The sequence below is a fragment of the Burkholderia sp. SCN-KJ genome, assembly GCF_024656005.1.
GTDB lineage: Bacteria > Pseudomonadota > Gammaproteobacteria > Burkholderiales > Burkholderiaceae > Burkholderia.
Genome location: NZ_JANKOG010000002.1, coordinates 491,807 through 518,800, shown reverse-complemented (window position 1 = coordinate 518,800; position 26,994 = coordinate 491,807). Strand labels below are relative to the sequence as shown.

The 26,994-nt window shown below is 67.8% G+C and carries 25 protein-coding genes; 15 read left to right on the top strand and 10 right to left on the bottom strand.

From position 1 onward, the window contains the following. Window positions 1–57 precede the first annotated feature (57 nt). Together NQV17_RS05750 and NQV17_RS05745 are read left to right on the top strand one after the other, a co-directional pair. A complete protein-coding gene (locus NQV17_RS05750) occupies window positions 58–918 on the top strand; it encodes a DUF1989 domain-containing protein (protein WP_257770146.1) in 861 nt (286 codons plus the stop codon). 85 nt (window positions 919–1,003) lie between these two features. Further along, window positions 1,004–1,678 carry a GntR family transcriptional regulator gene (locus tag NQV17_RS05745; protein WP_257770144.1) on the top strand — a complete coding sequence of 225 codons (675 nt, stop codon included), beginning with the start codon at window positions 1,004–1,006 and terminating at the stop codon, window positions 1,676–1,678. Window positions 1,679–1,782: 104 nt separating this feature from the next. Here NQV17_RS05745 and NQV17_RS05740 read toward each other — a convergent pair whose 3' ends face one another. From NQV17_RS05740 to NQV17_RS05725, 4 genes are all read right to left on the bottom strand, one after another. Further along, a complete protein-coding gene (locus NQV17_RS05740; RefSeq protein WP_257770133.1) occupies window positions 1,783–2,178 on the bottom strand; it encodes an ectoine synthase in 396 nt (131 codons plus the stop codon). A 61-nt stretch (window positions 2,179–2,239) separates the two neighbouring features. Continuing rightward, on the bottom strand, window positions 2,240–3,583 hold the full coding sequence (locus tag NQV17_RS05735) for an amidase family protein (RefSeq protein WP_257770123.1): 1,344 nt from the start codon (window positions 3,581–3,583) through the stop codon (window positions 2,240–2,242). Between the two features lie 23 nt (window positions 3,584–3,606). After that, entirely contained in the window at window positions 3,607–5,109 is a 1,503-nt protein-coding gene (locus NQV17_RS05730) for an amino acid ABC transporter permease/ATP-binding protein (protein WP_257770121.1), read from the bottom strand. A 72-nt stretch (window positions 5,110–5,181) separates the two neighbouring features. Next, window positions 5,182–6,024: an ABC transporter substrate-binding protein gene (locus NQV17_RS05725; RefSeq protein ID WP_124646738.1), complete on the bottom strand. Its 843-nt coding sequence runs from the start codon at window positions 6,022–6,024 to the stop codon at window positions 5,182–5,184. On the opposite strand from NQV17_RS05725, the gene NQV17_RS05720 reads away from it, so the two are divergent. Next, window positions 6,023–6,160 (top strand): hypothetical protein, encoded by a 138-nt coding sequence (locus NQV17_RS05720; RefSeq protein WP_257770117.1) that lies wholly within the window; start codon window positions 6,023–6,025, stop codon window positions 6,158–6,160. The genes NQV17_RS05725 and NQV17_RS05720 overlap by 2 nt on opposite strands. 336 nt (window positions 6,161–6,496) lie before the next feature. On the opposite strand, the gene NQV17_RS05715 is transcribed toward NQV17_RS05720, so the two are convergent. After that, on the bottom strand, window positions 6,497–7,393 hold the full coding sequence (locus tag NQV17_RS05715; RefSeq protein ID WP_124523952.1) for a glutamate/aspartate ABC transporter substrate-binding protein: 897 nt from the start codon (window positions 7,391–7,393) through the stop codon (window positions 6,497–6,499). A 419-nt stretch (window positions 7,394–7,812) separates the two neighbouring features. Here NQV17_RS05715 and NQV17_RS05710 point away from each other — a divergent pair, with 419 nt between their 5' ends. From NQV17_RS05710 to NQV17_RS05700, 3 genes are all read left to right on the top strand, one after another. After that, window positions 7,813–9,453, top strand: a complete 1,641-nt coding sequence (locus NQV17_RS05710; RefSeq protein ID WP_257770112.1) for a S8 family peptidase — start codon at window positions 7,813–7,815, stop codon at window positions 9,451–9,453. 727 nt (window positions 9,454–10,180) lie between these two features. Beyond that, window positions 10,181–12,961 (top strand): magnesium-translocating P-type ATPase, encoded by a 2,781-nt coding sequence (gene mgtA, locus NQV17_RS05705; protein WP_257770110.1) that lies wholly within the window; start codon window positions 10,181–10,183, stop codon window positions 12,959–12,961. 68 nt (window positions 12,962–13,029) lie between these two features. After that, window positions 13,030–13,773 (top strand): transporter, encoded by a 744-nt coding sequence (locus tag NQV17_RS05700; protein ID WP_124570619.1) that lies wholly within the window; start codon window positions 13,030–13,032, stop codon window positions 13,771–13,773. Between the two features lie 52 nt (window positions 13,774–13,825). On the opposite strand, the gene NQV17_RS05695 is transcribed toward NQV17_RS05700, so the two are convergent. After that, window positions 13,826–14,110: a transcriptional regulator gene (locus NQV17_RS05695; RefSeq protein ID WP_257770090.1), complete on the bottom strand. Its 285-nt coding sequence runs from the start codon at window positions 14,108–14,110 to the stop codon at window positions 13,826–13,828. Window positions 14,111–14,181: 71 nt separating this feature from the next. Beyond that, window positions 14,182–15,057, bottom strand: a complete 876-nt coding sequence (locus NQV17_RS05690) for a LysR family transcriptional regulator (protein WP_257770088.1) — start codon at window positions 15,055–15,057, stop codon at window positions 14,182–14,184. A 93-nt stretch (window positions 15,058–15,150) separates the two neighbouring features. On the opposite strand from NQV17_RS05690, the gene NQV17_RS05685 reads away from it, so the two are divergent. From NQV17_RS05685 to NQV17_RS05660, 6 genes are all read left to right on the top strand, one after another. Next, complete coding sequence (locus NQV17_RS05685; RefSeq protein ID WP_257770085.1) at window positions 15,151–15,387, top strand: hypothetical protein; 237 nt, start codon at window positions 15,151–15,153, stop codon at window positions 15,385–15,387. 195 nt (window positions 15,388–15,582) lie between these two features. Beyond that, on the top strand, window positions 15,583–16,656 hold the full coding sequence (locus tag NQV17_RS05680) for a serine hydrolase (protein ID WP_257770083.1): 1,074 nt from the start codon (window positions 15,583–15,585) through the stop codon (window positions 16,654–16,656). A 46-nt stretch (window positions 16,657–16,702) separates the two neighbouring features. Then, window positions 16,703–16,939 (top strand): hypothetical protein, encoded by a 237-nt coding sequence (locus NQV17_RS05675; protein ID WP_044843266.1) that lies wholly within the window; start codon window positions 16,703–16,705, stop codon window positions 16,937–16,939. Window positions 16,940–17,103: 164 nt separating this feature from the next. Then, window positions 17,104–17,559 carry a MarR family winged helix-turn-helix transcriptional regulator gene (locus NQV17_RS05670; protein ID WP_124666681.1) on the top strand — a complete coding sequence of 152 codons (456 nt, stop codon included), beginning with the start codon at window positions 17,104–17,106 and terminating at the stop codon, window positions 17,557–17,559. A 59-nt stretch (window positions 17,560–17,618) separates the two neighbouring features. Next, window positions 17,619–18,182 (top strand): isochorismatase family protein, encoded by a 564-nt coding sequence (locus tag NQV17_RS05665; RefSeq protein ID WP_257770048.1) that lies wholly within the window; start codon window positions 17,619–17,621, stop codon window positions 18,180–18,182. Then, window positions 18,179–19,633 carry a DHA2 family efflux MFS transporter permease subunit gene (locus tag NQV17_RS05660; protein ID WP_257770045.1) on the top strand — a complete coding sequence of 485 codons (1,455 nt, stop codon included), beginning with the start codon at window positions 18,179–18,181 and terminating at the stop codon, window positions 19,631–19,633. Before NQV17_RS05665 ends, NQV17_RS05660 begins: the two co-directional genes overlap by 4 nt. Window positions 19,634–19,667: 34 nt before the next feature. Here the strand turns inward: NQV17_RS05660 and NQV17_RS05655 are convergent, their stop codons facing one another. After that, complete coding sequence (locus NQV17_RS05655) at window positions 19,668–20,264, bottom strand: LysE family translocator (protein WP_257770043.1); 597 nt, start codon at window positions 20,262–20,264, stop codon at window positions 19,668–19,670. A gap of 95 nt (window positions 20,265–20,359) precedes the next feature. Between NQV17_RS05655 and NQV17_RS05650 the strand changes: the two genes are divergently transcribed. After that, a complete protein-coding gene (locus NQV17_RS05650; RefSeq protein WP_257770041.1) occupies window positions 20,360–21,235 on the top strand; it encodes a LysR substrate-binding domain-containing protein in 876 nt (291 codons plus the stop codon). Here NQV17_RS05650 and NQV17_RS05645 read toward each other — a convergent pair. Then, the gene (locus NQV17_RS05645) at window positions 21,232–21,483 is read right to left on the bottom strand and encodes a hypothetical protein (RefSeq protein WP_257770285.1); all 252 of its coding nucleotides are present in this window, start codon (window positions 21,481–21,483) and stop codon (window positions 21,232–21,234) included. The genes NQV17_RS05650 and NQV17_RS05645 overlap by 4 nt on opposite strands. A 312-nt stretch (window positions 21,484–21,795) precedes the next feature. Between NQV17_RS05645 and NQV17_RS05640 the strand changes: the two genes are divergently transcribed. Next, window positions 21,796–23,037: a mechanosensitive ion channel family protein gene (locus NQV17_RS05640; RefSeq protein WP_044843259.1), complete on the top strand. Its 1,242-nt coding sequence runs from the start codon at window positions 21,796–21,798 to the stop codon at window positions 23,035–23,037. A gap of 55 nt (window positions 23,038–23,092) precedes the next feature. Here the strand turns inward: NQV17_RS05640 and NQV17_RS05635 are convergent, their stop codons facing one another. Further along, the gene (locus tag NQV17_RS05635) at window positions 23,093–24,514 is read right to left on the bottom strand and encodes a PLP-dependent aminotransferase family protein (protein WP_257770038.1); all 1,422 of its coding nucleotides are present in this window, start codon (window positions 24,512–24,514) and stop codon (window positions 23,093–23,095) included. A 153-nt stretch (window positions 24,515–24,667) separates the two neighbouring features. Here NQV17_RS05635 and NQV17_RS05630 point away from each other — a divergent pair, with 153 nt between their 5' ends. Next, a complete protein-coding gene (locus NQV17_RS05630) occupies window positions 24,668–26,992 on the top strand; it encodes an FdhF/YdeP family oxidoreductase (RefSeq protein WP_257770036.1) in 2,325 nt (774 codons plus the stop codon). Window positions 26,993–26,994: the final 2 nt, after the last annotated feature.

Here is a 26,994-nt window from a genome sequence, read left to right as displayed (position 1 = left end):
CACAAAGGATTCCAGCCGGATCTCCGAATCTGCAAATTTCCCCGAGAGCACCGCGTCATGTCGAACTATCCCGCCGCCTACCAGGTCACCAAGGGTTCCGTCCTGAACGTCGACAAAGCCTTTTATTCCGCGATCGCCCAGCGCCAGGACGCGCGCGAACGGATCGCGTCGCACGTCGTGCCGATCCGCAGCGGCTTCGCATGGACGGTGCCGGCAGGTCACGTGTTCCGGATCGTCACGCTCGAAGGCCCGCAAGTCGCCGACTTCAACATCTGGAACCTGCACAATCCGCGCGAGCGCATGTGGGCGTCGCGCACACGTCAGCTGCAAGCCGCGCACGTGACGACGTTCGACCGGCTCTGGTCGACGCTGCCGTACCTGCGGCCGATGGTCACGATCACCGACGACACGCTCGCCGGCTATGGCGTCGACGGCGACGGCGGCCGCGTGCACGACCTGCTCGGCACGCGCTGCGACCCGTACGTGAACAAGCTGCTGACTGGCGAGGACTTTCATTTCCACTGTCATTCGAACCTCGTGCGGGCGGTCGCGCCGTACGGGCTGACCGAATTCGACGTGCACGACGTGCTCAACGTGTTCCAGTGCACCGGCCTGAACGACGACGACAAGTACTTCATGAAGGCCTGTCCCGCGCAGCCGGGCGACTACCTCGAGTTCTTCGCGGAAATCGACGTGCTGTGCGCGATGTCCACGTGTCCGGGCGGCGACCTGTCGGTGCCGATGTGGGGCCCCGACGCACGCGACCCGATCGACGTGTGCCGGCCGCTCGGCGTCGAGGTATACCGGCTCGACCCGAGCCTGCTCGAAGGCTGGTCGCAGCCGCCCGTCGCGCCCTACCGCGGCCAGCACGGAATGCAGCCGCCGCAGGCCGACTGGCAGCACGACGAGACGGCGTAACGCGGTCCGGAGCCCGTAGAATGGCGAAACGCCGCCGGCCGGCCACGCCGGCGGCGCACGACCAGGAGAGGAGCGAACGAACGGAATGGCAAGCGAAAAAGCGAGAGGACAGTCGGTCGCCGACCGGATCAGCCATCAACTGCGGGAACACATCATCAGCGGCAAGCTGCCGCCCGGCACCGCGCTGATCGAGATGGACCTCGCGGCCGAATACGACACGTCGCGCAACTCGCTTCGCGAAGTCCTGCATCAGCTCGGCCGCGAAGGGCTCGTCACGTTCGTGCGCCACAAGGGTGTCGTCGTGCGCACGCTGAATCGCCAGGACGCGCGCGATCTCTACGTCGCGCGCCGCACGCTCGAGCTGCATGCGCTGAACACGGCCGAACTCGCGCAGCCGGCGCTGCTCGAAAAGATGCAGGCCGCCATTCGCGCGGCCGAGCGCGAACTCGACAAGGAAAACTGGCAGGCCGTCGGCACGCACAGCCTGCGCTTTCACCAGCACATCGTCGCGCTGCAGAAGTCGGCGCTGCTCGACGAGTTCTTCCGGACCATCTCCGCGCAGTTGCGGCTCGTCTTCGCCGCCGATCCCGACGAGAAACGCGTGCAAACGCCCGACTGGATCCAGCGCGAATACCAGATCTACGACCTGCTGACGCAGAACCGCCGCAGCGAAGCCGTCACCGCGCTCGCGCGCTATCTCGACGATTCCGAGCGGATGCTCGTCGAGGCAATCAAGCGCAGCCATCGCGAGGCGGCCTGACCCTGCACGCTGCGCTGCCGTTGCTTGCCGCAAGATGCGGCGAGCAACGGCAGCACGAACAGGCAGCACGAAAAGGCACGCAACGGCCCGACCGCTCGCGCCGGTCAGGCCTGCTCCGTCGGCAGCGCGTAACTGCCGTCTTCCCGATGCGTCTCAAGTCCCGTCAGCGGCGGATTGAACACGCACACGAGATGCAGGTCGCCACGCGTCGCGCGCAGGACATGCGGATCGTTCAGGTTCAGCGCGTAGATCGTTCCGGGCGTAATCCGGTGCACGGTGCCGGTCGCCGTGTCGACGACCTCTCCCTCTCCGGCCACGCAGTAGTTGGTCTCGAAATGGTTCTTGTAGTGCAGATGCAGTTCGGCGCCTTCGTGCACGCGCGTCTCATGAACGGAATAGCCGACGCCGTCCTGCTTGACGATCATGCGCTTGCTGTCCCAGCCCGGGCCGCGCGCATGGCGTTCGGTATTGGCGATATCGGCCGATCTCACGACAATCATAAGTACCTCTGAATAGTTGAGATGAAACATGGCAAGATGATCCTTGCCGCCGGAAAATGCGTCATGCGGAATCGGCGGTCAGCGCGCTCTCCACCGCTGCGGCGACATCGAGCAGCCGCGCGTCTTCGCCGCGATGCCCGGTGATCAGCAAGCCGACGGGCTGCCGGTTGCGCAGGTCGCCGGGCACGCTGATGCTCGGCAGGTCGAGCCGGTTCGCGAATTCGGTCAGCCGGAACGCACGCGCGTTCTGTGCGAGGTATGCGGCTTCGTCGGCCAGATCGGCCACGCGCGGCGGCAGCATCGGCACCGTCGGCGTCAGCACCGCATCCGCGCCGCCGAGTTCGGCGTGGTACGCGTCGGCCAGTGCAGCCAGGCGCTGAAGCGCCGCAGCGTAGTCGTGCGCCCGCACCTGCTCGCCTGCAGCGATGCGCGAGCCGACCAGTGGATCGTAACGGTCCGCCGCCGCGGCCAGCCGCGCACGATGCAGCATGAACGCCTCTGCGGCGATGATGCCGCCCGCCCGGGCGACCGCGCCGGCCTCGGCCACGCAATCGAGCCGCTTGCGCTGGATCCGCGCGCCGTGCGCGGACAGTCGGGACAGCCACGCGTCGAATGCGCGTCCGACGACCGGGTCGACGTCGTCGGCGACGAACGCCTCGGGCACGATGAACTGCAGGTCGCGAATCGCCGCCGGTCGCCGCCGCCGCGCTTCGCGGCCGTGCAGCGCAACGTCCGCCTGCCGGCACAGCCCGACCGTCGCGGCCAGCAGGCCCGGCACGTCGAAGCTCGTCGACAGAAACCGCATGCCGTCGCTCGCGTAGCGCCCGCGCGACGGCTTGAATCCGGTCACGCCGCAGAATGCGGCCGGAATGCGTGCCGACCCGCTCGTATCGGAACCGAGCGACAGGTCGGCCGCACCGAGCGCCACCGACACCGCCGCGCCCGAACTCGATCCGCCGGCCACCCGCTCGCGCCGCGCATCGAGCGGCGTCGTCGGCGTCCCGTACGCACGGTTCACGCCGAGCGCGCCGTACGCGAACTCGGTCATCGCCGTCTGCGCGACCAGTACCGCGCCGGCCCGACGCAGTGCCGACACCGGCGCCGCGTCGATTCGTGCCGGCGGCTCGTCGGCCAGCACGCGCGAACCGGCATGCGTGACCCAGCCGGTGCAATCGAAGCAGGCCTTCACCGTCAGCACGGCGCCGGCCAGCGGCGCATCGATCGCGCCGGCGCGCCGCGCCGCATCCCAGGCGCGTGCATCGGCGACCGCCGCGTCGTCGCGCCGCGCGAGCCACGCGGCTTCGATGTCGCCGGGATGCGCGTCGGCATGCGCAAGACACGCACGCACCCGTTCCGCACACGCGTGTTCGTTCACGTCGCCCAACCGGAAATCCGTCGGATCCATTCCCGCTCCCATCCAGTCATTCGTCATGCGAAGTGAACGTGTTTCAGAAAATCCTTCACGCGCGCGTCCGCGCTGCCGCGAATCCGGTCCGGCGGCACGTCGTACAGGATGCGCCCGTTCTCCATGAACACGATCCGGTCGGACACCTTGAACGCGAAATTCATCTCATGGGTCACGATGATCATCGTCATCCCTTCTTTCGCCAGCGTCTCGACGACCTTCAGCACTTCGCCGACGAGCTCCGGATCGAGGGCCGACGTCGGCTCGTCGAACAGCATGATCGACGGCCGCGTCGCGAGTGCCCGCGCAATGGCGACGCGCTGCTGCTGGCCGCCCGACAGCTGATGCGGATACTTGTTCGCATGTTCGAGCATCCCGACCTTCGACAACAGCGACAGCGCCTGCAGCCGGATCGCCGCCGCATCGGCCTGCCGGTGATAGCACGGCGCCATCATCACGTTCTGCAGCGCGGTGCGATGCGGGAACAGGTTGAAGCTCTGGAACACCATGCCGATGTCGAGGATGCGCTCGTGCGACACGCGCGGCGGATGCGAACCCGACGCGCGGATGAACGGCTCGCCGTACAGGTCGATCTCGCCCGCGTTCACCGGCGCGAGGCCGTTGACGGTACGAATCAGCGACGTCTTGCCGGAGCCGGACGGCCCGATGATCGACACGACCTGCCCGGGCACGACGTCGAGATGAATGTCCTTCAACACTTCATGGCGGCCGTAGCGCTGCTGCACGCCTTTCAGGCGCAGCGCGAATTCGGCGTTCGCCCGCGGCCTCGGCGCGACGGCCGGCGCCGACGACGGCAGCGCAAGATCGACGTGGCCGGCCTGGGCCGGCGTACGGCGGCTGACGTCGAGGTACCGCTCGAGATAACCGAGCAGCCGGCTGAACACGGTCACGATCAGCACGTAGTAGAACGCCACGGCCAGCATCGTTTCGAACACCAGGAAATTCTGCGTGTACAGCCGCTGGCCGACGAGCAGGATCTCGGCCAGCGAAATCACCGACACCAGCGACGTGAGCTTCACGATCGTGATGAACTCGTTCGCCAGCGCCGGCAGCGCAATGCGGATCGCCTGCGGCATCACGATCATCCGCTGGATGCCGGTGAAGCGGATGCCCAGCGCGCGGCCCGCCTCGATCTGCCCGCGCGGCACCGACAGGATCCCGCCGCGATGGATTTCCGCGAAATAGGCGGTCTCGCTCAGCACCATCGCGATCAGGCCGGCCATGAACGGATCGGACAGCACCGCGCTCGTCGCCGGAAAGACCTGCGGCAGGTTGTAGATGAAGACCAGCAGCACGAGCAGCGGCAGGCTGCGGAAGAACCAGATGTAGAGCGCCGCCGCCCGTTTCAGCAACGGCTGGTGCGACTGTCTCGCGAGCGCCACCGGAAAGCCGAGCAACACGCCGAGCAGCCACGCGGCGACGCTGAGTTCGACGACCACGACGCAGGCGCGCCAGAAATCCTGGTCCCGCAAGAGCTGAAACGCATAGTGCCAATCGAACTGCATCGAAGACTCCTCAACCGCGGATGATGATGCGGCCGCGCGGCGCGCGGTGGTCAGGTCGTGCTTGCCGCGCGCTTACTTCGGCGCGCCGAGCGCGTTGGCGACGTCGGCAGGTGTCGGCTCCTGCAACCCGTACTTCTTCACCAGGCTGCCGTATTCGCCGCTGCGCCGCGCATCGTTCAACGCACCCTCGAGCGCACCCTGCAATCCGCTATCGCCCTTCGTCACGCCCAGGCCGATCACGATCGGATACAGCAGCGTGGTCGAACTGATGTCGACGCGCCCGTTCGTCTGCTTCGGAATCTCCTGCGCGACGGCCGCGTCCTCGATCTGGACATCGACCGCCTTCGACATCAGCGCGGACGTCGCTTCCGGCGACGTCGGGAACTCGAGTATCGCGATCTCGGCGCGCCCGGCCGCCTTGCACGTGTCCTGCGACACCGCACGCAGCTTCGGCGTCCACGACGCGCCCTTGATCGAGCCGACCCGCTTGCCGCACAGGTCCTGCGGCGTCTTCGGCAGGAACGCGCCGCCCTTCGCGACGAGCAGCGACGCGCCCGTCTTCAGGTACGGCACGAAATCGACCTGCTTCACGCGGTCGGGCGTCACGTACAGCGCGGATGCGACGACGTCGAAGCGACGCGCCTTCATCCCGAGAATCAGGTCCGGGAAGCGCGTATCGAGAAATACCGGCTCCAGTTTCAGGTGACGTGCCAGCAGCCGCGAGAACTCGGCGTCGAAACCCGCAGGTTTGCCGGCGTCCAGGTACGCGTATGGCGGATACGTGAGGTCGGAGCCCACCAGCAGCGTGCCGGGCCGCACCGTCTGCAGCGGCGCCGCCGACGCGAGCGAGCATGCGAAGGCCAGCGGCACGAGCGCGCCGCGGAGGAAATGTCGAACCGGGAAACGAGCAGACATGGCGAAGCTCCTGGGTTGTTCGGCTCTCGCGCTGAAACGTCGCAACGCCTCCCAGGCGCCGCCACACGCGGCTTCCCGGGATTTTCCGCCGAAAATTGTTGAACAATTTCGGCCGATTCTGACCAGTTCAAATTGAAATCTGTATTCGGGTTTACGCGGCAAACAGCGTCGCCGGACGTGCGTCGGGCGCGCATCCGCCAACCCCGCTTCGGTGCGGGGCACGTGTTCAGGCAAAGGGAGAAAAGACCGGGCGGGACGACGCGCGGACGGCGGGCCGTCGAGGTGCGGCGCCATAAACGCGACGCACGCGATGGAGGATCAGGACACGGGGTTCAGCATCGGGCGCGACGGGCCCGGCTCGCGCTTGCGGCTGCGGGGATGCGCGCCGCGACGCCGCCCCGAAGGCCGGCGGATTCGATCGTGCAGGCCGAGCACGCAACGTGTCGGCCCGCACGCCACTGCGACGTTTCGATCAGTACTGTGCCTGATCCGTCGGATTCCTGAACAGCTGCTTCATCTCCGGCGACAGCGGATAGTTGAGGCTCACACCCTTCGGCGGAATCGGCTGCATGAACCACTGGTCGTAGAGCTTCTCGGCCGCGCCCGAGGTCTGCAGCTTCGCGATCACGCCGTCGACCACGTGCTTGAACGCCGGATCGTCCTTGCGCATCATGCACGCGTAGTTCTCGTGGACGAGCGGCGTGCCCGCCACCGTGTACGCGCCCGGATTGCGGTCCTTCGCGATCTCGCCGTACAGCAGCGGCTCGTCCATCACGAACGCGACCGCGCGCCCGGTCGTGACGTTCATGAACGCTTCGGCATGGTCCTTCGCGCTGATGATCGTCATGTTCATCCCTTTCTCTTCGTTGAGCTTGCGCAGCAGCCGCTCGTCGGAGGTGCCGGCCGTCGTCGCGACCGTCTTGCCGGCCAGGTCCGGGAAGTCCTTCACGCCCGAATCCTTGCGCGTGCTGAAACGGATCCCGTACAGAAAGATGCTGTTCGAGAACGCGGCCTGCTTCTGCCGCTCCAGCGTGTTCGTCGTCGAGCCGCACTCGAAGTCGATCGTGCCGTTCTGCAGCAGCGGAATCCGGTTCTGCGACGTGATCGGGATTTCCTTCACCGTCAGGTTCGGCGTCTTCAACTCCGCCTTGAGCGCGTCGATGATGCGCGCCGCGATGTCGCGCGAGTAACCGATGTTCTTCTGCTGGTTGTCCGAATACGAGAACGGCACCGACGATTCGCGGATGCCGAGCGACACGACGCCCGTGTCCTTGATCTTCTTCAGCGTGCCGGTGAGCGCCTGCGCGTGCGCGGCGCCCGCCAGCGCGCAGGACAACGCGACAGCCAGCCAACGGAAGCGGTGATCCATGCTTTTCTCCTGACGAAACCTTGATCGAATCGCGATCCTACGCCCGACAAAATTCGCACCGCATCGGGGAAAGCGTCAAGCGTTCTCCGTCACGGCCTCAACCGCGCGCAATCGTTTCCGTGGCGCGCAAAAGCGCCCATGTCGCACGTTTCGCCGGTTCGGCCGCCTGCAATCTTGCACCCGATGAACGAATCACCCGTTCCAAACGCGTGTTCGTGCTGCAACCCAGCAACGCAATCGTTTGCGTCTCGCATCTTTTTCACACAAAACATATTCAAGAAGCCGCCTCATCAGCCGTTACCCAATGCATGGCGTGTCGCAGGAACCCCGCGCGCGTCCGACAAAAATCAAGGTCCGGTGTGCGCCGGACCAGGCACCACCGCCGGCACGACGGTTATCTCCGAGGATCGACTTTCAACATGAAAGCCAAACGTTTCAATTTGGCGCTGGCCCGTCCGGCCCATGCGCGCATGCTCGCCGGCATGCTGTCCGCCGCCGCCCTGCTCCCGATCGCCGGCTGCGGCGGAGGCGGCGGCGACGGCAGCAACCCGTCGCCGACCAACACGGCACCGGCCCCGACGCCAGCCCCCGCGCCCGCTCCGACGACCCCGCCCACCAATTCCGGCAGCAACGCGTGTACGTCGCAGCAGGCCGCCACGCAAATGGCCGCCCAGACCGCGCCCGACGAGCCGCCGGTCGATCACCTGATCGTCCGGCTGAAGACGCTGACGGCCACGAACGCAAGAGCAGCCATCGACGACGGCACGCGGCTCGACGCGGTGATCCAGCGTTCGATGACACGCTGGACGGCGCCGACGGCAACCGGCGCCGCGCGTGCGTATGCGGCCGCGGCGACCCCGCTGAACGTGCAGGTCGAGCGGACGGTCTCGAACGGCGCGGCCGTGCTGTCGCTCGGCCAGCGCGTCGCGGCCGCCGACGCGGCGGCGCTCGCGGAGGCCTTCGCCGCCGACGCGGACGTCGACTACGCTGAACCGGATCATCCGATGAAGGTCCGCGACACGCCGAGCGACCCGAGCTACGGCCAGCAGTGGTATCTGTCCGACCCGACCGCCGGCGCCGATCTGCCGCCCGCGTGGAACCAGACCAAAGGCTCGCCGACCGTCGTGACGGCCGTGCTCGACACCGGCTATCGGCCGCACCCCGACCTCGTCGGCAACCTGCTGCCCGGCTACAGCTTCATCACCAGCGTCAACACCAGCAACAACGGCCTGTCGCGCGGCCCCGACGCGAGCGACCCGGGCGACTGGGTCACGCAACAGGAACTCGACAACGCGAGCGGCCCGTACTACCACTGCGAAAGCGAACCGAACACCAGCAGCTGGCACGGCACGCGCGTGATGGGCGTGATCGGCGCGACCGCCAACAACGGCATCGGCATCGCCGGCGTATCGTGGCTCGGCAAGATTCTGCCGGTGCGCGTGCTCGGCAAATGCGGCGGCGTGACGAGCGACATTGCCGACGCAATGCGCTGGGCGGCCGGCATTCCCGTCACCGGGGTACCGAACAACCCGACGCCGGCGAAAATCATCAACCTCAGCCTCGGCGGCGTCGGCACCTGCAGCAAGACGTTCCAGCAGGCGATCGACGACGTGAACGCGAAGGGCGTAACCGTCGTCGTCGCCGCCGGCAACGACGGCCTGTCGACCGGGCTCGACCAGCCCGCGAACTGCAGCGGCGTGATCAGCGTCGGTGCCAGCGATGCAGCCGGCCGCCGCGCCTCGTTCAGCAACTTCGGCACCAACATCACGCTCAGCGCACCGGGCGTCAACATCCTGTCGACGGCCAACAGCGGCACGACGACGCCGGACGGCGACACCTACGGCCCGGCGAGCGGCACGAGCCTCGCGACGCCGCAGGTGACGGGCGTCGCCGCGCTGATGCTCGCGGCGAACGGCAACCTCACGCCCACCCAGATCCAGCAGAAGCTGAAAAGCGGCACGCACACGGCGAAGCTGGCGGCCAGTACGCCGTGCACCGCGTTGCCGGCAGGCTCGGGCATTCTCGATGCAGGAACCGCGGTCGCGTCAGCCACGCAGTAAGCGGCCCGTTCTCGACGCATGCAGCCGCGCGCGGGCCAATATGGCCCGCGCGCGACTCGTGCGTTTTCTGCCGTCCGGCGGCCCGACTGTCCGGCATCGCGCCGATAACATTTCGCAAGCATCTTCCGACAAAAGGGTTGACGCTTCGCACAACGAGCCTTTACCATCGCCCCCGTCTGAATTACATGGAGTGTTCTGTGAACACCGATGCGAGTTGTAGTTGGTCCTCGACCAACTTGACTGCTGCCTGAGGAAACCGCGCAGAGCCTCGTCTTCTGCCGCATCCCGGGAAGCAGGATGCGGCGTCCTTCCGGCCTGACCGGCCAGAATCCCCGCCGAATTTTTTCGATATCGCCGAATGTCCGCGCTGCGCAACCCTGCGTTGCAGCGTGCGTACGTTCGTGCTGCGCGCAGCGCAAGCTGCGTGCGTGTTCCGTTCGCGTGCCGTCCGGCCGCGCGCCCTCGTGCGTGCGCGGCTTCCGATCGCCCGTGCCGCCTACTCGCAACCGACAGGAGTGCAGATGAACTCGGACGACAGTAGTCGATTACCGCTCGCCGGTGCGACGCCGCGCATCGATCCTTCGGCCGCACTCCGCGCGCCGGCGAGCGTTCCCCCCTTCACCGATCCACAGCCGATCGCGCCTGACGCGACGCGGCGGGGAGCGCTCGTGCGTCGCTGACGTCACGGTCGCTCCCCGCCCGCCGCCTCGTGCGCAAGGAGCGACTCATGACACGACACAACACTTCGCAAACATCGCAAAAGAAACAGCGCGGCTTCATCAACGCCGGCCCCGGTCAGCAGAACGAACCGCGCAACATGCGCGCCGCGCAGGAAGCGGCCCGCCCGCTCGAAGAAACCTTCAAGTCGCTGCGCACCAGCACGCGCGGCCTCACCTATGACCAGGCCGCCGATCGCCTGCAGCACAACGGTCCGAACGAGATCGCGCACGACAAGCCGCCGCACTGGACGCGCCAGCTGCTGCACGCGTTTCACAATCCGTTCGTCTACGTGCTGCTGGTGCTGGCCACGATCAGCTTCTGCACCGACGTCTACTTCGCGGCGCCCGGCGATCGCGACTTCGTCGGCATGACGATCCTGCTGACGATGGTCACGATCAGCGCGCTGCTGCGCTTCGTGCAGGAATTCCGGTCGCTGCGCGCGGCCGAAAAGCTCAAGGCGATGGTCCGCACGACGGCGACCGTGCAGCGCGCGGTGACCGACGTGTCCGAGCCCGCGCGCCGCGAGGTGCCGATGCGTGAAGTGGTGGTCGGCGACATCGTGCACCTGTCGGCCGGCGACATGATCCCCGCCGACGTGCGCCTGCTCGCGTCGCGCGACCTGTTCATCAGCCAGGCCGTGCTGACCGGCGAAGCGCTGCCGGTCGAGAAGTACGACACGCTCGGCGCGGTCGCCGGCAAGTCGGCCGGCGCAGGCGCGACGGGCTCGTCCGCCGCCGCGAACGATGCGTCGAAGTCGCTGCTCGATCTCGAGAACGTGTGCTTCATGGGCACCAACGTGGTGAGCGGCACCGCGACGGCCGTGGTCGTCGCGACCGGCGAAGACACCTACTTCGGTTCGCTCGCACGCAACGTCGTGAGCCACAAGCGCATCGAAACGAGCTTCGACCGCGGCGTCGCGAGCGTGAGCTGGCTGCTGATCAAGTTCATGTTCGTGATGGTGCCGATCGTGTTCATGATCAACGGCCTGACCAAGGGCGACTGGCTGAGCGCGCTCACGTTCGCGCTCGCGGTGGCCGTCGGCCTCACGCCCGAGATGCTGCCGATGATCGTGAGCGCGAACCTCGCGCGCGGCGCGATCGCGATGGCGCGTCGCAAGGTCGTCGTGAAGCGGCTGAACTCGGTGCAGAACTTCGGCGCGATGGACGTGCTGTGCACCGACAAGACCGGCACGCTCACGCAAGACAAGATCATCCTCGAGCATCATCTCGACCTGTCCGGCCACAAGAACGAGGACATCCTGCGGCTCGGCTGGCTGAACAGCTTTCATCAGAGCGGCCAGAAGAACCTGATCGACATCGCGGTGGTCGCGCGCGCCGACGAGATCGGCGATCGCGTGAAGCCGCACGGCTACAAGAAGATCGACGAGCTGCCGTTCGACTTCGTGCGGCGCCGCCTGTCGGTCGTGGTCGAGGACACGCACGGCACGCACCAGCTGATCTGCAAGGGCGCGGTCGAGGAAATGCTCGCGGTGTCGACCCACGTGCAGGACGAAGACGGCGTGCGCCCGCTCGACTTCGTCGCACGCAAGCGGCTGCTCGAACAGGCGAACGCGTACAACGAGGACGGCTTTCGCGTGCTGGTGCTCGCGACGCGCACGATCCCGCGCGGCGACGAACGCGAACAATACCGCACCGCCGACGAGCGCGATCTCGTCGTGCGCGGCTTCCTGACCTTCCTCGATCCGCCGAAGGAATCGGCCGCGCCGGCGCTCGCCGCGCTGCGCGAGAACGGCGTGTCGGTGAAGGTGCTGACGGGCGACAACCCGACCGTCACGATGAAGGTCTGCCGCCAGGTCGGCCTCGAACCGGGCAAGCCGATGCTCGGCGCCGAAATCGAGGCGCTCGACGACGCGACGCTCGCCGAGGTCGTCGAACGCACGACGGTGTTCGCGAAGCTCACGCCGCTGCAGAAGGCGCGCATCGTGAAGGCGCTGCAGGCGAACGGCCACACGGTCGGCTTCCTCGGCGACGGCATCAACGACGCACCGGCGCTGCGCGACGCCGACGTCGGCATCTCGGTCGACAGCGGCGCCGACATCGCGAAGGAAACCGCCGACATCATCCTGCTCGAAAAGAGCCTGATGGTGCTCGAGGAAGGCGTGATCAAGGGCCGCGAGACGTTCGGCAACATCCTGAAGTACCTGAACATGACCGCCAGCTCGAACTTCGGCAACGTGTTCTCGGTGCTCGTCGCCAGCGCGTTCCTGCCGTGGGAGCCGATGCTCGCGACCCAGCTGCTCGTGCTGAACCTGATCTACGACACGTCGCAGATGCTGCTGCCGTGGGACCGGATGGATCCGGAGTTCCTGAAGAAGCCGCGCAAGTGGGAAGCCGGCAACATCGGCCGCTTCATGCTGTGGGTCGGGCCGACGTCGTCGGTGTTCGACATCACGACCTACGTGCTGATGTGGACCGTGTTCGGCGCGGGCGCGATGTATCACCTGCACGGCGGTTCGGGCGGCCAGATCGTGATGAACTCGGGCTGGTTCATCGAGAGCCTCGTGTCGCAGACGCTCGTCGTGCACCTGCTGCGCACGCAGAAGATCCCGTTCCTGCAGAGCACGGCCGCGCTGCCGGTGCTGCTGTCGACGTTCACCGCGATCGCGATCGGCTGCTGGCTGCCGTTCTCGCCGTTCGCGGAGTCGCTCGGCTTCATGCACCTGCCGGGCACCTACTGGCTGTGGCTTGCGGCGACGATGGTCGGCTACATCCTGCTCGCGCAGATCGTCAAGACGATCTATGTGCGTCGCTACAAGCAGTGGTTCTGATCGCCTTCGAAACGACGGCGTGCCGGCCCGCGCGGGCCGGCCGCCCACGACGCAACAACGGTGACTTCATGAAAAGAATGCTTTCGCTCGCGGCCGCGAGCACCCTCCTCGCGCCGTTGTACGCGTACGCGGCCCATCCGCTCGTCAGCGACGACACGGGTACGCAGGGCAACGCGAACTGGCAGTTCGAGTTCAACGGCGAGCAAACCTCGAAACAGGACGAAAACGGCCGCCATCAATTGTGGAACGCGACGCTCACGCGCGGGTTCGGCGAGCACGTCGATCTCTATGTGAACGCGCCTTACACGCATCTGCAAACGCGCACCGACGACCACGGTGCAGGCATCGGCGATGTCGAGATCGGCATGAAGTGGCGCTTCGTCGAACGCGGGCCGCTGTCGCTTGCGCTGAAACCGCAGGTGACGATGCCGACCGGCAACGACGATCGCGGGCTCGGCACCGGCCGCGTCGGCACCGGCGCCACGCTGCTCGCGCAAGCCGACGTCGCGCGCTTCTCGCTGCTCGCGAATGCGGGCCTCGCGTACCAGCCGAACCGCCAGGGCGACCTGCGCTCGGTCTGGGCCGTGTCGGCCGCGGCGCTCTACAAGGCGACCGACAAGGTGCAGCTCGTGGCCGACATCGGCCTGTCGCGCAACACCGAGAGCACGGCCGGCGCGAATCCGGCGTTCGTGATCGCGGGCGCGATCTACTCGCCGAAGCCCTGGCTCGATCTCGACGTCGGCTACCGGCATGGGCTGAACGACCAGACCTACCGTCATTCCGTCATGGGTGGGGTGACGGCGCGGTGGTGATGCCGCATGTCGAACCGCAATATGACGGGTCGCCTTCGGGCGACCCGTTTTTTCATCCGCGGTCGCTCGCACCGAACAGTTGCGCGCACACGGCACGACCCTCTTCGGTCAAGGCGGCGCTGCCGGTGCCGTCGTCGTTCAGCGTCGTCGCGCTCAGGCCGGCGGCGTCGAGCTGCGTCAGCACGCGGCGCAGCGTGCTCATCGGCAATTGCGTGCGCTTCGCGATCTTCGGCAGCGACCACGTTTTGCCGGACGGATCGGTCGCGGCTTCATGCAGCGTCGCGAGCGTCGCAACGAGTGCGGGATCGAGCGGGGAGTCGTCGGGTTCTGAAGTCATCGGTTCGGGTTCGTGAGCCGGCGCCGGGCCGGCATTCGGGCAGAAGGCGATCGCGGACACTATACGCCCGGTCATGCGCCCTTGATCGCGGCGCGCATGAACGACACGAAACGCGTGGTCACGGGATCGTCGCGGCCGGACAGCCACGCGAGCCCGACGCGCCATTTCGCGTCCCTGCCGGCGAGCGGCAACACGGTCGCGTCGCGCAGCAGGTACTGCGCGTGCGACGGAATGAACGCGACGCCGACCCCGGCCGCGACCGACGTGAGCACCGATTGCACGTCCTCCGCCTGCTGCGTGACCTGTGGCACGAAGTGCCGCTCGACGCACCACCGGTCGATCTGCGCGGCGAGCCCGGGGCCGCGTGCGCGCTGCAGCGCGATGAAGCCGATCTCGTTGAGCACGTCGAGATCGGCCGGCACGCGCTTGAAGCCGAGATGCGGCGGAACCGCGAGCGCGAGCGCCTCGTCGATCACCTTGAACGACGACAACCCTTCATCCGACGGCAAACGCAGGAACCCGGCGTCGAGCTTGCCGGCGCGCAGCCGACGGGTTTGCTCGGACGACGACAGGTCGCTCAACGTGACCGCGACACCCGGATTGCGGCGCCGGAATTCCGCGACGAGTTTCGGCACAAGCGTCAGCACGGACAGGCAGATGCCGAGCCGCAGATGGCCGCGTTGCCCGCTGGTCGCCTCCCGTGCCCGCGCGAGGATTTCGTCGGCATCGCGCACGAGCGCCTGCGCGTCGGGCAGGAAGCGTTCGCCGAACGGGGTCAGCTCCGCGCCATGCCTGCCGCGTTCGAACAGCTTGCCGCCGAGGCTCGCCTCGAGTGCGCCGATCTGCTTGCTCAGCGCCGGCTGGCTCATGTGCAGCGTGTCGGCCGCGCGGCTGAAGTGGCAGAGTTCGGTGACCGTCAGGAAGGTTCGGAGCAGTTTCAATTCCATTCTTTTAAGGAATCGTAGCGATCGAAACATTCATTTTACTGATCGAACGGCGTGACGTTCAATACGGGCATGCCCTTCGCGGAATTCACTGTCATGCCTGTTGATCATCTAGCCGAGTGCCTGACCGATATGTCGTGCGATACGGTCGTCGCCGACACGGGTGGTGTCGAGCCCGACACGCCGGTGCCCGAGCGTCGTACCGCACGCTCTGACGGACGCGGCCGCCGCTTCCGCTTCGGCGATGCGCTGGACGACACGCCGCCGCGTGTCGTCACCGGTTCGATCGCGATCAGCTTCGCGGTCGTGTCGCGGCGGAACTGGCCGCGCTGATTCGACGCAGCGGACGCCTTTCGCCCGCCGCACGCGTTCGGCGCTTCACAAAAGCCTCGACATTCCGCCGGTATCGCACACGATTGCGCGCACATCCATCGTCATCGCCACACAATCGACCTTATAATTTCCCGCACCCGCTGACCGCCCACGCATTTCGCGCCGCCGCAACGCGCGTGAAAAGGAGACTTTCGCTTGACCGGCCTCATCGCGCGCCTGCCTCGCGCCCGGACCACCCTGCTCATCACCTTCCTGACACTTGCATTCGCAACGAACGCGTCGGCGCAGCGTGCGCAGCCGCATCGCACGGCGACGCCCCATGCGCATGCGAAAGTCGTCAAGAAACAACCCGCCCACAGCAAGCACAAGGCCGTCAAGCACCGCCGCCCGCGCGTGACGCATCATGCGGTCAAGCGTCACGCGGCACCCGCACCGCAGCACCGGCGCGCGAAACGCACGAACGCGGTTCGCCCACGCCCCGCCGCGCAGCCGCGCCTGCTCGCGAGCTGCGGCTACAGCCCGCGCGCGGTGAGTTCGCTGCATTCGCGCGCGGCCTACGTGCTCGACGTCGACTCCGGCACGCCGCTGCTCGCCCGCAACGCACGCACGGTGCGACCGATCGCGTCGATCTCGAAGCTGATGACCGCCGTCGTCGCACGCGACGCGGACCGGCCGATGAACGGCGTGCTGCGCGTCACCTCTCGCGATCGCGACACGATCAAGTTCACCGGTTCGCGGCTGCCGATCGGTGCCGAACTGTCGCGCCGCCAGATGTTCCATATCGCCCTGATGTCGTCGGAAAATCGCGCGGCCGCCGCGCTGAGCCGCGACTATCCGGGCGGCCGTGCCGCGTTCGTGAAGGCGATGAACCGCGAGGCGCGCCGGCTCGGGATGCGCGATACGCATTTCCGCGAACCGACCGGCCTGTCGCCGCACAACGTGTCGACCGCCGAGGATCTCGCGCGGCTCGTCGGCGCGGCCGCGCAGGATCCGCTGATCCGCTATTTCTCGACGGACACGTCGACCACCGTGCAGGCCGGCGACGGCGAGCTGCTGTACGTGAACTCCGATCCGCTCGTGCGTGACGGCCGCCTGCCGATCCGGCTGCAGAAAACCGGCTTCATCAACGAATCGGGGCACGGCGTCGTGATGCGCATGCGCGTGAACGGCCGTCGCGAGACGGTCGTGCTGCTCGGCGCGCCGACCCGCGCCGGCGTGTCGAGCGATGCGCTGAAGATCCATCGCTGGCTGACCTGCTCGATCCGGTAAACACGACGCGCGCGGCCGGCGCGCTCATCCACGAAGGAGCGACGCCATGCAGGACGAATACCGTTTCAACGCATTCGGACGCCTGCTCGCCGTCGTGCGGACGAACGGCCGCTGGGCGGTGTTCGATCTCGGCACCGAAGGCAAGCGGCGACCGGCCAACCTGCACGTTCCGTCCGCGCTCGCCGCGGACGAACTCGCGCAATATCTCGGCGACCTGCTGCACGAAAATGCGTCGCCGAAGTACAACGACGTCGTGCCGGTTCCGTTGCCGCGCCGCGCGTAGCGTCCGGCCGCCAATCGGCTGTCGCCGAGCCTCCGCGGTTCTCCCCAACCGGCCTCGCCGACGCATCGTGCGTCGGTGCACGGTGCGTCGTACGTCATGCGCCGCGCATCACGAACGCCCGCCAAACTAGACAGTTAAACTTGCAAGTTTAACTGTCGTGCTCTATGATCCGCCGCATGACTCCGCCACGCACACCCCGCATTTCCGCCGACACCGTCGCCGCCGACTTGACCCTCGCGGTCGGCCAGCTGATTCGACGGCTGCGCGCCGAGATCGAGTCCGAAGGGCTCGGCATGTCGCAGACGAGTGCGCTCGCGCGGCTCGAACGACAGGGCCCCATGACGACCGCCGATCTCGCGCGCGCCGAGGCGATGAAGCCGCAGTCGATGAAGGCGATTCTCGCGAGTCTCGAGGAAGACGGGCTCGTCGAACGCGAGCCGCATCCGACCGACGGCCGCCAGATCCTGTTCCTGCTGACCGCGGCCGGCCTGGCGGCACGGCGCAAGCGCGACACCGCGAAGCACAAGTGGCTCGGCGCCGCGATCGAGAAGCTCGATGCCGAAGACCTCCGCACACTCGCCGCCGCGATTCCGCTGATCCGGCGCATCGGCGAGCAGTGACCCCGCGTGCGTGCCGTGCGGCACGTGTCCCTTCTCCCTATGCATGGAGCATCCGCATCATGAGCACAACCCGTCTCGACACGCATACGGCACTCGTCGTGATCGACCTGCAAAAGGGCATCGTCGCGCTGCCCACCGCCCACCCGGTCGCACCGGTGATCGAGCGCACGCGCGAACTGCTCGACGCCTTCCGCAGCCGCGGCCTGCCGGTCGTGCTCGTCAACGTCGCCGGCGGCGCGCCGGGCCGCACGCAACTGCCGCCGCGCAAGGATCCGTTCCCGGCCGACTGGGCCGAGCTCCTGCCCGAACTGAACCGCCAGCCGGGCGACCACGTCGTGACGAAGAAAACCTGGGGCGCGTTCACGGGCACCGATCTCGACGCGCACCTGAAAACGGCCGGCGTCACGCAGATCGTGCTGGCCGGCATCGCGACGAGCATCGGCGTCGAATCGACGGCCCGCCAGGCGCACGAACTCGGCTACAACGTGACGCTCGCGGTCGACGCGATGACCGACCTCAACGCGGACACGCACACAAACAGCGTCGAACGGCTGTTCCCGCGTCTCGGCGAGACGGGCTCGACGCACGAGGTCGTCGCGCTGCTCGACCGCCGCGGCGCGTGAACGACCAACGCGCGCGGCCGGCGCCGGGCCGTGCGGCCGAACGGCTCGGTCCGTCGATCTGGAAAGTCAGCGCGGTCGCGACGCTCGGCTCGCTGCTGTCGCAACTCGACGCGACGATCGTCAACGTCTCGCTGTCAAGCCTCGCGACCGACCTGCACGCGAGCCTGTCGACGATCCAGTGGGTGACGAGCGGCTACCTGCTCGCGCTCACGCTGGTGTTGCCGCTGAACGGCTGGCTGGTCGATCGCATCGGCGCGAAGGCGCTGTACCTGTGGTGTTTCTCCGCGTTCACGCTGACGTCGGCGCTGTGCGGGCTCGCGTGGTCCGCGCCGTCGCTGATCGCGTTCCGCGTGCTGCAAGGCTTCAGCGGCGGGCTGCTCGCGCCGATGGCGCAGATGATGATCGCGCGCGTGGCCGGCCAGCAGATGGCGCGCGTGATCGGCTATGCGGCGGTACCCGTGCTGATCGCACCGATGCTGGGGCCGGTCGTCGCCGGTACGATCCTGCAGTACGCGTCGTGGCGCTGGCTGTTTCTCGTGAACCTGCCGGTCGGCGGGCTGGCGCTGGCACTGGCAGTGTGGTTCCTGCCCGGCGACCGCGAGGAAACGCAGCGGCGCGAACTCGACTGGGTCGGCCTCGCGCTGCTGTCGCCGGCGCTCGTCCTGTTCCTGTATGGCGCGGAGCGCATCGACGCGGTGCCCGGCATCGCCGCGATCGCGGGCTCGGTGCTGCTGCTCGCCGCGTTCCTGCGCGTCCAGCTGCACAAAGGCGAGCGAGCGCTGATCGACCTCGCGCTGTTTCGCTCGCGCGTGTTCGGCGCGGCGGCGGCCACGCAGTTTCTGTCGAACGGCGCGATCTACGCGGGCCAGATGCTGATTCCGGTGTTCCTGATCGAGGCGTGCGGCCGCTCGCCCGGCGAGATGGGCTGGCTGCTGGCGCCGCTCGGGCTCGGCATGCTCGTCACCTATCCGTCGATGGGCGCGCTGACCAGCCGGTTCGGCGTGCGCCGGCTGGCCGCCGCCGGCGCGCTGCTCGCGCTCGCCGCGACGCTGCCGTTCGTGTATCTCGCGCTGGCCGGCTACGATCCCGCCGTGCTGGTGCCCGCGCTGTTTCTGCGCGGGATGGGCCAGAGCGCGATCGGCGCACCGTCGATTTCCGCCGCGTATGCGTCGGTCGAGCGGCACAACCTGCCGATGGCGACGACGTCGCTCAATATCGTCCAGCGCCTCGGCGGCCCGACCTTCACGACGATGTGCACGCTGTTTCTCGCGTGGCGGCTGCAGGCCGAATCCGCGTCGACGGGTGGCACGCACGGCGCCGCCTACGCGTGGACGTTCGGCCTGCTTTGCGCGCTGCATGCGGCGAGCTTCGCGACGACGCTGCGGCTGCCGCGATGGTCGAGCGGCGCGGGCGGACGGCCGGCGGGAGCTGCGCGGGCCGGTTCGCGCTGAGTGTCGGGGCTGCGCCGTGCGCGCAGCGCCGCTGCTACAACCACATCGGCACGATCGACGCCGCGAGCAGGATCCCCAACCCCGCATTCACGCAACGCCACTGCCGCTCCGTGCGCAGCACGCGCGCGAACAGCAGCCCGGCACAACACCAGAGCGACAGCGACGCCATCGCCGCCACGCCGAACGCCAGCCCGAGCAACGCGCCGAGCCGCACGGGGCCGGACGCGAGCGCGGCGAACGACGCGGCCGCGCCGAGCGTCATCGCCCAGCCCTTCGGGTTGTGCCACAGCATCCATACGCCGCTGACGAATCCTTGCGGCCGCTGCACGGCCGCGTCGACGCCGGGCCTGCCGCCGCGCGCGATGCGCGTGGCCAGCCACAGCAGATACAGCGAGCCGAGCACCTTCATCCCGAGCTGCAGCGCGGGCAGGGCCAGCAACACGCTGCCGAGCCCGGCCGCGGCGGCGGCCGCCATCGATGCCAGGCCGGCCGCGATGCCCATCATCATCGGCAGCGAACGCCGATAGCCGAAATGCGCGCCCGATGCGGTGGCGAGGGTCGTCGCGCCACCCGGCGTCACCGTGGACACGATCACGAACAGCAGCAGCGGCAAATAGTCTTGAAGCGGCACACGGGCTCCCGGTTCGGGTCGTCGAAGCTCCGTTTTACCCGCGATCCATGCATTACGACAGCGAAAGCTTTTTATACCTGCCATTAGCGTTCATAATGCGCCCCATGGCACGCAACCTCGACATCGCCCTGCTTCGCGCCTTCGTCACGGTCGCCGATCACGGCAGCATGACGGCGGCGAGCCGCGCGCTGCACCTGACGCAAGGCGCGGTCAGCCAGCAGGTCGCGCGGCTCGAAACGCTGTCCGGCCCGCTGTTCGTGCGCGAGCATCGCAACCTGCTGCTCACGGCGGACGGCGAGCGTCTGCTCGCGCAGGCGCGCCGGCTGCTCGCCGCGCACGACGCGCTGCTGACCGAGCTGACGGCCGGTGCGATGGAGGGCGCCGTGCGCATCGGTGCGCCGCAGGATCTCGTCGGCAGCTGTCTCGCGCCGATCCTGAAAGGCTATGCGCACGCGCATCCGCAAGTCGCGCTGTCGCTCGTGTGCGCGGCGTCGCCCGCCCTGCGCAAGGCGCTCAGGCAAGGCGAGATCGATGTCGCGCTGATCGAGGCGCCGGTCGGGCCGTCGCGCGGCGAATGCATCGCCGTCGACCGTCTGGTCTGGGTCGGCGCGAAAGGCGGCAGCGCCCATCTGCAGACGCCGCTGCCCGTGTCGATGGTCGACCAGACCTGCGCGTTCCGCCCGACCGTGCTCGACGCGCTGCGGGCCTGCGATCGCTCGTGGCGCACCGTGTTCGAGAACGGCAGCATCGACGCGACGGTCGCGACCGTGCGCTCCGATCTCGCGGTGACCGTCTGGCTCGCGTCCACCGTGCCGGCCGATCTCGACATCCTGCCGGCCGACAGCGGCCTGCCCGCCCTGCCGAACTTCGCGATCAACCTGCATCTGCCGCGCGGCCAGCACGCGCCGGCCGCGGCGGAACTGGCCCGCCATTTGCGTAACGGCTTCGCGCGCGTGCGCGCAGCCGCCTAGCGCCCGCCTCCCGCCTCCCGCCTCCCGCCTCCCGGCTTCCGGCTTCCGGCTTCCGACTTCCGGCTTCCGACTTCCGCGTTCGGCCCCGGCATGCCGGCGATGCGCGCATAGCCGAGCACCTGCGGGATATCCATCGACGCGAGCGAGATGCCCGCGAACACGTCGCGGATGGCCGACGCGCGCCGAATCGGCAGAATGCCCTTCAGCAGCCGCACGCGTGACCGCTGGCTTTCATTGGAACCTTGCATGCATGAAATGCGTGGTTGACCGGAACGACGTGGAAGCGGGGTTCGCGAAGCCGTTCGCGCATCGTGCCCCGAGCGGGCGATGCGTGGCAAGTGCACAGTATGTTGCGCGGCGTGAACACACGGACTCGAGGACACAAGGCCACAAGGAAACTCCGCGCAACGGTGAGAATGTTGAGGAGCCCTGCGTCATGCATTCGCGGCCTCCGGCCGGAACCCGATGGCACAATCACGGTCCCTTTCATGTGCCCTTCACCGGGCGCGCGCCGCGTCGCGGTGCAGATTCAACGCACGAGAAAGCCCCTGTCCACCCTTATGACCCTGAACGAATCCTGGTTTGCGCCGCTCGTCGGCATCCTCATCCTGCTCGCCGCCGCCGGCGCGATCGCCGCCGCCGTCCATTTCCTGCTGTTTCGCGTGGTCGCGCGCCTCGCGCGGCTGTCGGCCACCCGCATCGACGACGCGCTGTTCGAGTTCGGCGCATTCAAATGGCTGAACCGCATCGTGCCGTTCGTCGTGATCAAGCTCGGACTCGGCGCGGTGCCCGGCATTCCCGCCGTGGCCGCGCAGGCCGCCGACAAGGTGCTGTTCGCGCTGATCGTGTTCCTGGTGTCGATGACGATCAGCGCGACGCTGTCCGCGCTCGAACACTCGCATCGCACGAGCCGGCGTGACCAGCCGCGCCTGTCGCTGAAAGGCGCGATGCAGCTCGTCAAGCTCGTGATGTTCATCACGGCCGCGCTCGTCGTGATCGGCGACGCGACCGGCAAGCAGATCGGCCTGCTGCTGTCGGGCATCGGCGCGATGTCGGCGGTGCTGATGCTGATCTTCAAGGACACGCTGCTCGGCCTCGTCGCCGGCGTGCAGCTGTCGTCGAACGACATGCTGCGGATCGGCGACTGGATCACGATGCCGTCGGCCGGCGCGGACGGCACCGTCATCGACATCACGCTGAACACGGTCAAGGTCGCGAACTTCGATCACACGATCATCACGGTGCCGACCTGGAAGCTGATCACCGAGAGCTACCAGAACTGGCGCGGGATGACCGAGGCCGGCGGGCGCCGCATCAAGCGCGCGCTGTTCATCGACGCGACGAGCGTGCGCTTTCTCGGCAACGACGAGATCGAACGGCTCGAACGCCTGACGCTGCTGAAGGACTACCTGGCAGACAAGGTCGACGCGATCGCGCAATGGAACGGCACGCTCGGCGCGGCCGGCGAATGCCCGGCGAACCGCCGCCAGCTGACGAATCTCGGCACCTTCCGCGCGTATGTCGCGAACTACCTGAAGGGCCATCCGCACATTCGCCGCGACATGACGTGCATGGCGCGCCAGCTGCCGCTGACGGCCGAAGGCATTCCGCTCGAACTGTACTGCTTCACCGACACGACGACCTGGGTCGATTACGAGGCGATCCAGTCCGACCTGTTCGATCACCTGATCGCGGTGCTGCCGGAGTTCGGGCTGCGTGTGTACCAGCATCCGTCGGGCTTCGACATGCGCCGGATGGTCGACACGGCGCAAGCCGGACTGCCCGCGCCGTCCGCGCGATGACGCTTGCCTGCGCGGCCGCCGACGGGTCGCCGCCGGCAACGCGGTGTCGCGCCGCTCACCGCCCCGCGCACTCGGATGCGAGCCGCCCCACCACCTTCAGCGCCTCCTCGATCTGCCGCGACCACGGATAGCTGTAGTTGAGCCGGATGAAGTGCCGATAATCGGCGGTTGCCGAGAACATGTGGCCGGGCCCGATCGTGATCCCTTGCGCGAGCGCGAGCGCATACAGCTTCATCGCATCGACCTGCCGCGGCAGCTCGACCCACAGCACGTACCCGCCCTGCGGCTGCGACAACCGCGTACCTGCCGGGAAGAAGCGCCGTACCATCGCGCTCATCAGGCTCGCCTGCTGCGCATACTGCTTGCGCATCCGCCGCAGGTGAAAATCGTAGCCGTCGTGCTTCAGGTATTCGGCGATCGCGAGCTGCTCGATCGCGGGCGTCGCGAGCGTGTTCAGGAATTTCAGTTTCTCGACCTGGTCGCGGTAGCGGCCGGGCATCGCCCAGCCGATCCGGTAGCGCGGCGACAGGCTCTTCGTGAACGATGCGCAATGCAGCACGAGCCCGTCGCGGTCGTACGACTTCAGCGCGCTCGGCGTCGTGTCGCCGAAATGCAGCTCGTGATAGACGTCGCTCTCGATCGCGGGCACACCGTGCTTCGCGAGCAGCTCGACGAGCGCGCGCTTGCGTGCATCGGGCATCTGGAAGCCGAGCGGGTTCTGGAAATTCGGCATCACCATGCACGCGGCGATGCGCTCGCGCGCGAGGATCCGTTCGAGCGCGTCGAGATCGATGCCGTCGCCCGGATGGGTCGCCACCTCCAGCGCGCGCATGCCCATCCGCTCGATCGCGTGCAGCATCGCGTAGAACGTCGGCGACTCCACCGCGATCGTGTCGCCGGGCTTGGCGACCGCCTGCAGGCACAGGTTGATCGCCTCGGTCGCGCCGATCGTCATCACGATCTCGCCCGGCTCGACCGGAATTCCGCGCTCCGCGTAGCGCCGCGCGATCTGGCGGATCAGCTCCGGGTTGCCGGGCGGCAGGTCGTCGATCACGCCCCAGCGCGTGCGGCGCCGCCCGATCGCCTGCGCGTAGCGCGCGAGACGCTGCACCGGGAACTGCGACGCGTCGGGATACGGCGAGCCGAGCGGCACCGCGTCGTCGCGCGAGATCGTGCGCAGCGTCGACAGCACGAGCCGGCTCACGTCCACCGCCGACGGCTCGGCGGCCGGCGCCGACATGTGCAGCTCTGCCTCGGCCGGCGCTGCGGCGCGCGCCCGCACGAAGTAGCCCGACTGCGGCCGGCTCTCGATCAGGCCGCGGCTCTCCAGCACGAGATACGCGCGCAGCACGGTCGTGACGCTGAGCTGCTGCTGCCGGCTCGCCTGGCGCACCGACGGAATCCGCTCGCCGGGCCGGTACACGCCGCGCTCGATCTGCGCCTGCAGATCGTCGGCCAGTTGTTCATAACGCTTCACGCGCCTCCCTTTCAACTTCCCTTCAACAACACAGTTGCGGTCCGCACTGCCCGGATGGCCGAAACTGTACTCTTTTTTGAAGACGAAAGGTGTACACACAGCGGCCGGAGCGCCGCGCGTACTCTGCGTGCATCGCCCCTGACACCCTGCATCATGAAAAAGAAATCCGCTGCCGCGCGCATCGAACCGTACACCCACCCGGCTGCCGGCTGGGGCGCGCTGAAAGCCGTCACGATCAACCTGATCAAGGAAAAGGTCACCGGCGGCAACTACCGCACGCTGCTGCGCCAGAACCAGCCCGACGGCTTCGACTGCCCGGGTTGCGCGTGGCCGGACCGCCAGCACGCATCGACGTTCGAATTCTGCGAGAACGGCGTGAAGGCCGTGGCCGCCGAAGCGACGAGCAAGCGCGTGACGCCCGAGTTCTTCGCCGCGCATACGGTCACCGAGCTGCTCGAACAGTCGGATTTCGAGCTCGAACAGCATGGCCGCCTGACCGACCCGATGGTGTACGACGCGCAGACCGACCGCTACGTGCCGATCGCGTGGGACGACGCGTTCGAGCTGATCGCGCGCCACCTGCGCGCGCTGCCGGACCCGAACCAGGCCGCGTTCTACACGTCCGGCCGCGCGAGCAACGAGGCGGCGTTCCTGTACCAGTTGCTGGTGCGGCTGTACGGCACGAACAACTTCCCCGACTGCTCGAACATGTGCCACGAGGCGACGAGCCGCGGGCTGCCGGCGTCGGTCGGCGTCGGCAAAGGCACCGTCACGCTCGACGATTTCGAGCACGCGGACATGCTGCTGATCTTCGGCCAGAACCCGGCGACCAACCATCCGCGGATGATGGGCGAGCTGCGCGAATGCGCGAAGCGCGGCGCGACGATCGTGTCGATCAACCCGCTGAAGGAACGCGGGCTCGAGCGTTTCGCCGATCCGCAAAGCCCGCTCGAGATGCTGACGATGTCGGGCACGAAGATCGCGTCGACCTTCATCCAGCCGACGATCGGCGGCGATTTCGCGCTGATCAAGGGGATGGCGAAGCGCGTGCTGGAGCTCGACGACGACGCGCGCGCCGCCGGCGCGCCGCGCGTGCTCGATACCGCGTTCCTCGGCGAGCACACGGCCGGCTTCGACGCGTTCGCCGACGATCTGCGCAATGAAAGCTGGTCCGCGCTGACGGCCGAAAGCGGCGTGCCGTACGAGCAGATCGATAGCCTTGCGCAGCGCTATGCGCGCAGCGAGCGCGTGATCGCGACGTGGGGCATGGGCATCACGCAGCACAAGCATTCGGTCGCGACCGTGCAGATGCTGACGAACCTGATGCTGATGCGCGGCAACATCGGCCGCCCCGGCGCGGGCCTGTGCCCGGTGCGCGGCCACTCGAACGTGCAGGGCAACCGCACGGTCGGGATCGAGGAAAAGCCGTCGCAGGCGTTCCTCGACCGGCTCGGCCACGTGTTCGACTTCGAGCCGCCGCGTCACCACGGCTACGACGTCGTCGAAACCATCGAAGGGATGCTCGAAGGCCACGTGAAGGTGCTGATCGGCCTCGGCGGCAACTTCGCGATGGCGACGCCCGACACGCCGCGCACGTGGGCAGGCATGCGCCGCTGCGATCTCTCCGTGCACATCACGACGAAGCTGAACCGCAGCCACCTGATCCACGGCCGCGACGCGCTGATCCTGCCGACGCTCGGCCGCACCGAGATCGACCTGCAGGACAACGTCGCGCAGGGCGTGACGGTCGAGGATTCGATGAGCATGGTCCACGTGTCGTACGGGATGAACAAGCCGGCGTCCGCGAACCTGATGTCGGAGCCGGCGATCGTCGCGCATATCGGCCATGCGCTGTTCGGCAGCGGCAAGATCGACTGGCTCGCGTACAAGGACGACTACGCGAAGATTCGCGACGCGATCGAGGCGACCTTCGACGACTTCTACGACTACAACACCCGCATCGCGCGCCCGGGCGGCTTCCACCTGCGCGTCGCGTCGCGCGATCGCGAATGGCTGACGCCGACGGGCAAGGCGAACTTCATCGCGCATGCGCTGCCGACCGACACGCCGATCCAGCGCGCCCGCGCACTGCACGGCGAGCGCCTGATGACGCTGATGACGACGCGCTCGCACGACCAGTACAACACGACCGTCTACGGGCTCGACGACCGCTATCGCGGCGTGTACGGCCAGCGCCGCGTGGTGTTCGCCAACCGCGACGACCTCGCGATGCTCGGACTGAAGGCCGGCGACTGGGTCGACATGGAAACCGTGTGGCACGACGGCATCGAGCGGCGCGCGGACGGCTTCCTGCTCGTCGAATACGACATCCCGCGCGGCTGCATCGGCGCGTATTACCCGGAAACGAACCCGCTGGTGCCGCTCGACAGCGTCGGCGACGTGTGCAACACGCCGACGTCGAAGTCGGTGCCGGTGCTGCTGCATCGCGCGGCCGCGCCGGCGTCGGCTGCCGCCTGACG

Excerpts from the sequence above, each read along its gene's own strand:
- NQV17_RS05750 (WP_257770146.1), top strand. The coding sequence starts at position 58 with ATGTCGAACTATCCCGCCGCCTACCAGGTCACCAAGGGTTCCGTCCTG.
- NQV17_RS05745 (WP_257770144.1), top strand. The coding sequence starts at position 1,004 with ATGGCAAGCGAAAAAGCGAGAGGACAGTCGGTCGCCGACCGGATCAGC.
- NQV17_RS05740 (WP_257770133.1), bottom strand. The coding sequence starts at position 2,178 with ATGATTGTCGTGAGATCGGCCGATATCGCCAATACCGAACGCCATGCG.
- NQV17_RS05735 (WP_257770123.1), bottom strand. The coding sequence starts at position 3,583 with ATGGATCCGACGGATTTCCGGTTGGGCGACGTGAACGAACACGCGTGT.
- NQV17_RS05730 (WP_257770121.1), bottom strand. The coding sequence starts at position 5,109 with ATGCAGTTCGATTGGCACTATGCGTTTCAGCTCTTGCGGGACCAGGAT.
- NQV17_RS05720 (WP_257770117.1), top strand. The coding sequence starts at position 6,023 with ATGGCGAAGCTCCTGGGTTGTTCGGCTCTCGCGCTGAAACGTCGCAAC.
- NQV17_RS05725 (WP_124646738.1), bottom strand. The coding sequence starts at position 6,024 with ATGTCTGCTCGTTTCCCGGTTCGACATTTCCTCCGCGGCGCGCTCGTG.
- NQV17_RS05715 (WP_124523952.1), bottom strand. The coding sequence starts at position 7,393 with ATGGATCACCGCTTCCGTTGGCTGGCTGTCGCGTTGTCCTGCGCGCTG.
- NQV17_RS05710 (WP_257770112.1), top strand. The coding sequence starts at position 7,813 with ATGAAAGCCAAACGTTTCAATTTGGCGCTGGCCCGTCCGGCCCATGCG.
- mgtA (WP_257770110.1), top strand. The coding sequence starts at position 10,181 with ATGACACGACACAACACTTCGCAAACATCGCAAAAGAAACAGCGCGGC.
- NQV17_RS05700 (WP_124570619.1), top strand. The coding sequence starts at position 13,030 with ATGAAAAGAATGCTTTCGCTCGCGGCCGCGAGCACCCTCCTCGCGCCG.
- NQV17_RS05695 (WP_257770090.1), bottom strand. The coding sequence starts at position 14,110 with ATGACTTCAGAACCCGACGACTCCCCGCTCGATCCCGCACTCGTTGCG.
- NQV17_RS05690 (WP_257770088.1), bottom strand. The coding sequence starts at position 15,057 with ATGGAATTGAAACTGCTCCGAACCTTCCTGACGGTCACCGAACTCTGC.
- NQV17_RS05685 (WP_257770085.1), top strand. The coding sequence starts at position 15,151 with ATGCCTGTTGATCATCTAGCCGAGTGCCTGACCGATATGTCGTGCGAT.
- NQV17_RS05675 (WP_044843266.1), top strand. The coding sequence starts at position 16,703 with ATGCAGGACGAATACCGTTTCAACGCATTCGGACGCCTGCTCGCCGTC.
- NQV17_RS05670 (WP_124666681.1), top strand. The coding sequence starts at position 17,104 with ATGATCCGCCGCATGACTCCGCCACGCACACCCCGCATTTCCGCCGAC.
- NQV17_RS05665 (WP_257770048.1), top strand. The coding sequence starts at position 17,619 with ATGAGCACAACCCGTCTCGACACGCATACGGCACTCGTCGTGATCGAC.
- NQV17_RS05650 (WP_257770041.1), top strand. The coding sequence starts at position 20,360 with ATGCGCCCCATGGCACGCAACCTCGACATCGCCCTGCTTCGCGCCTTC.
- NQV17_RS05645 (WP_257770285.1), bottom strand. The coding sequence starts at position 21,483 with ATGCAAGGTTCCAATGAAAGCCAGCGGTCACGCGTGCGGCTGCTGAAG.
- NQV17_RS05640 (WP_044843259.1), top strand. The coding sequence starts at position 21,796 with ATGACCCTGAACGAATCCTGGTTTGCGCCGCTCGTCGGCATCCTCATC.
- NQV17_RS05630 (WP_257770036.1), top strand. The coding sequence starts at position 24,668 with ATGAAAAAGAAATCCGCTGCCGCGCGCATCGAACCGTACACCCACCCG.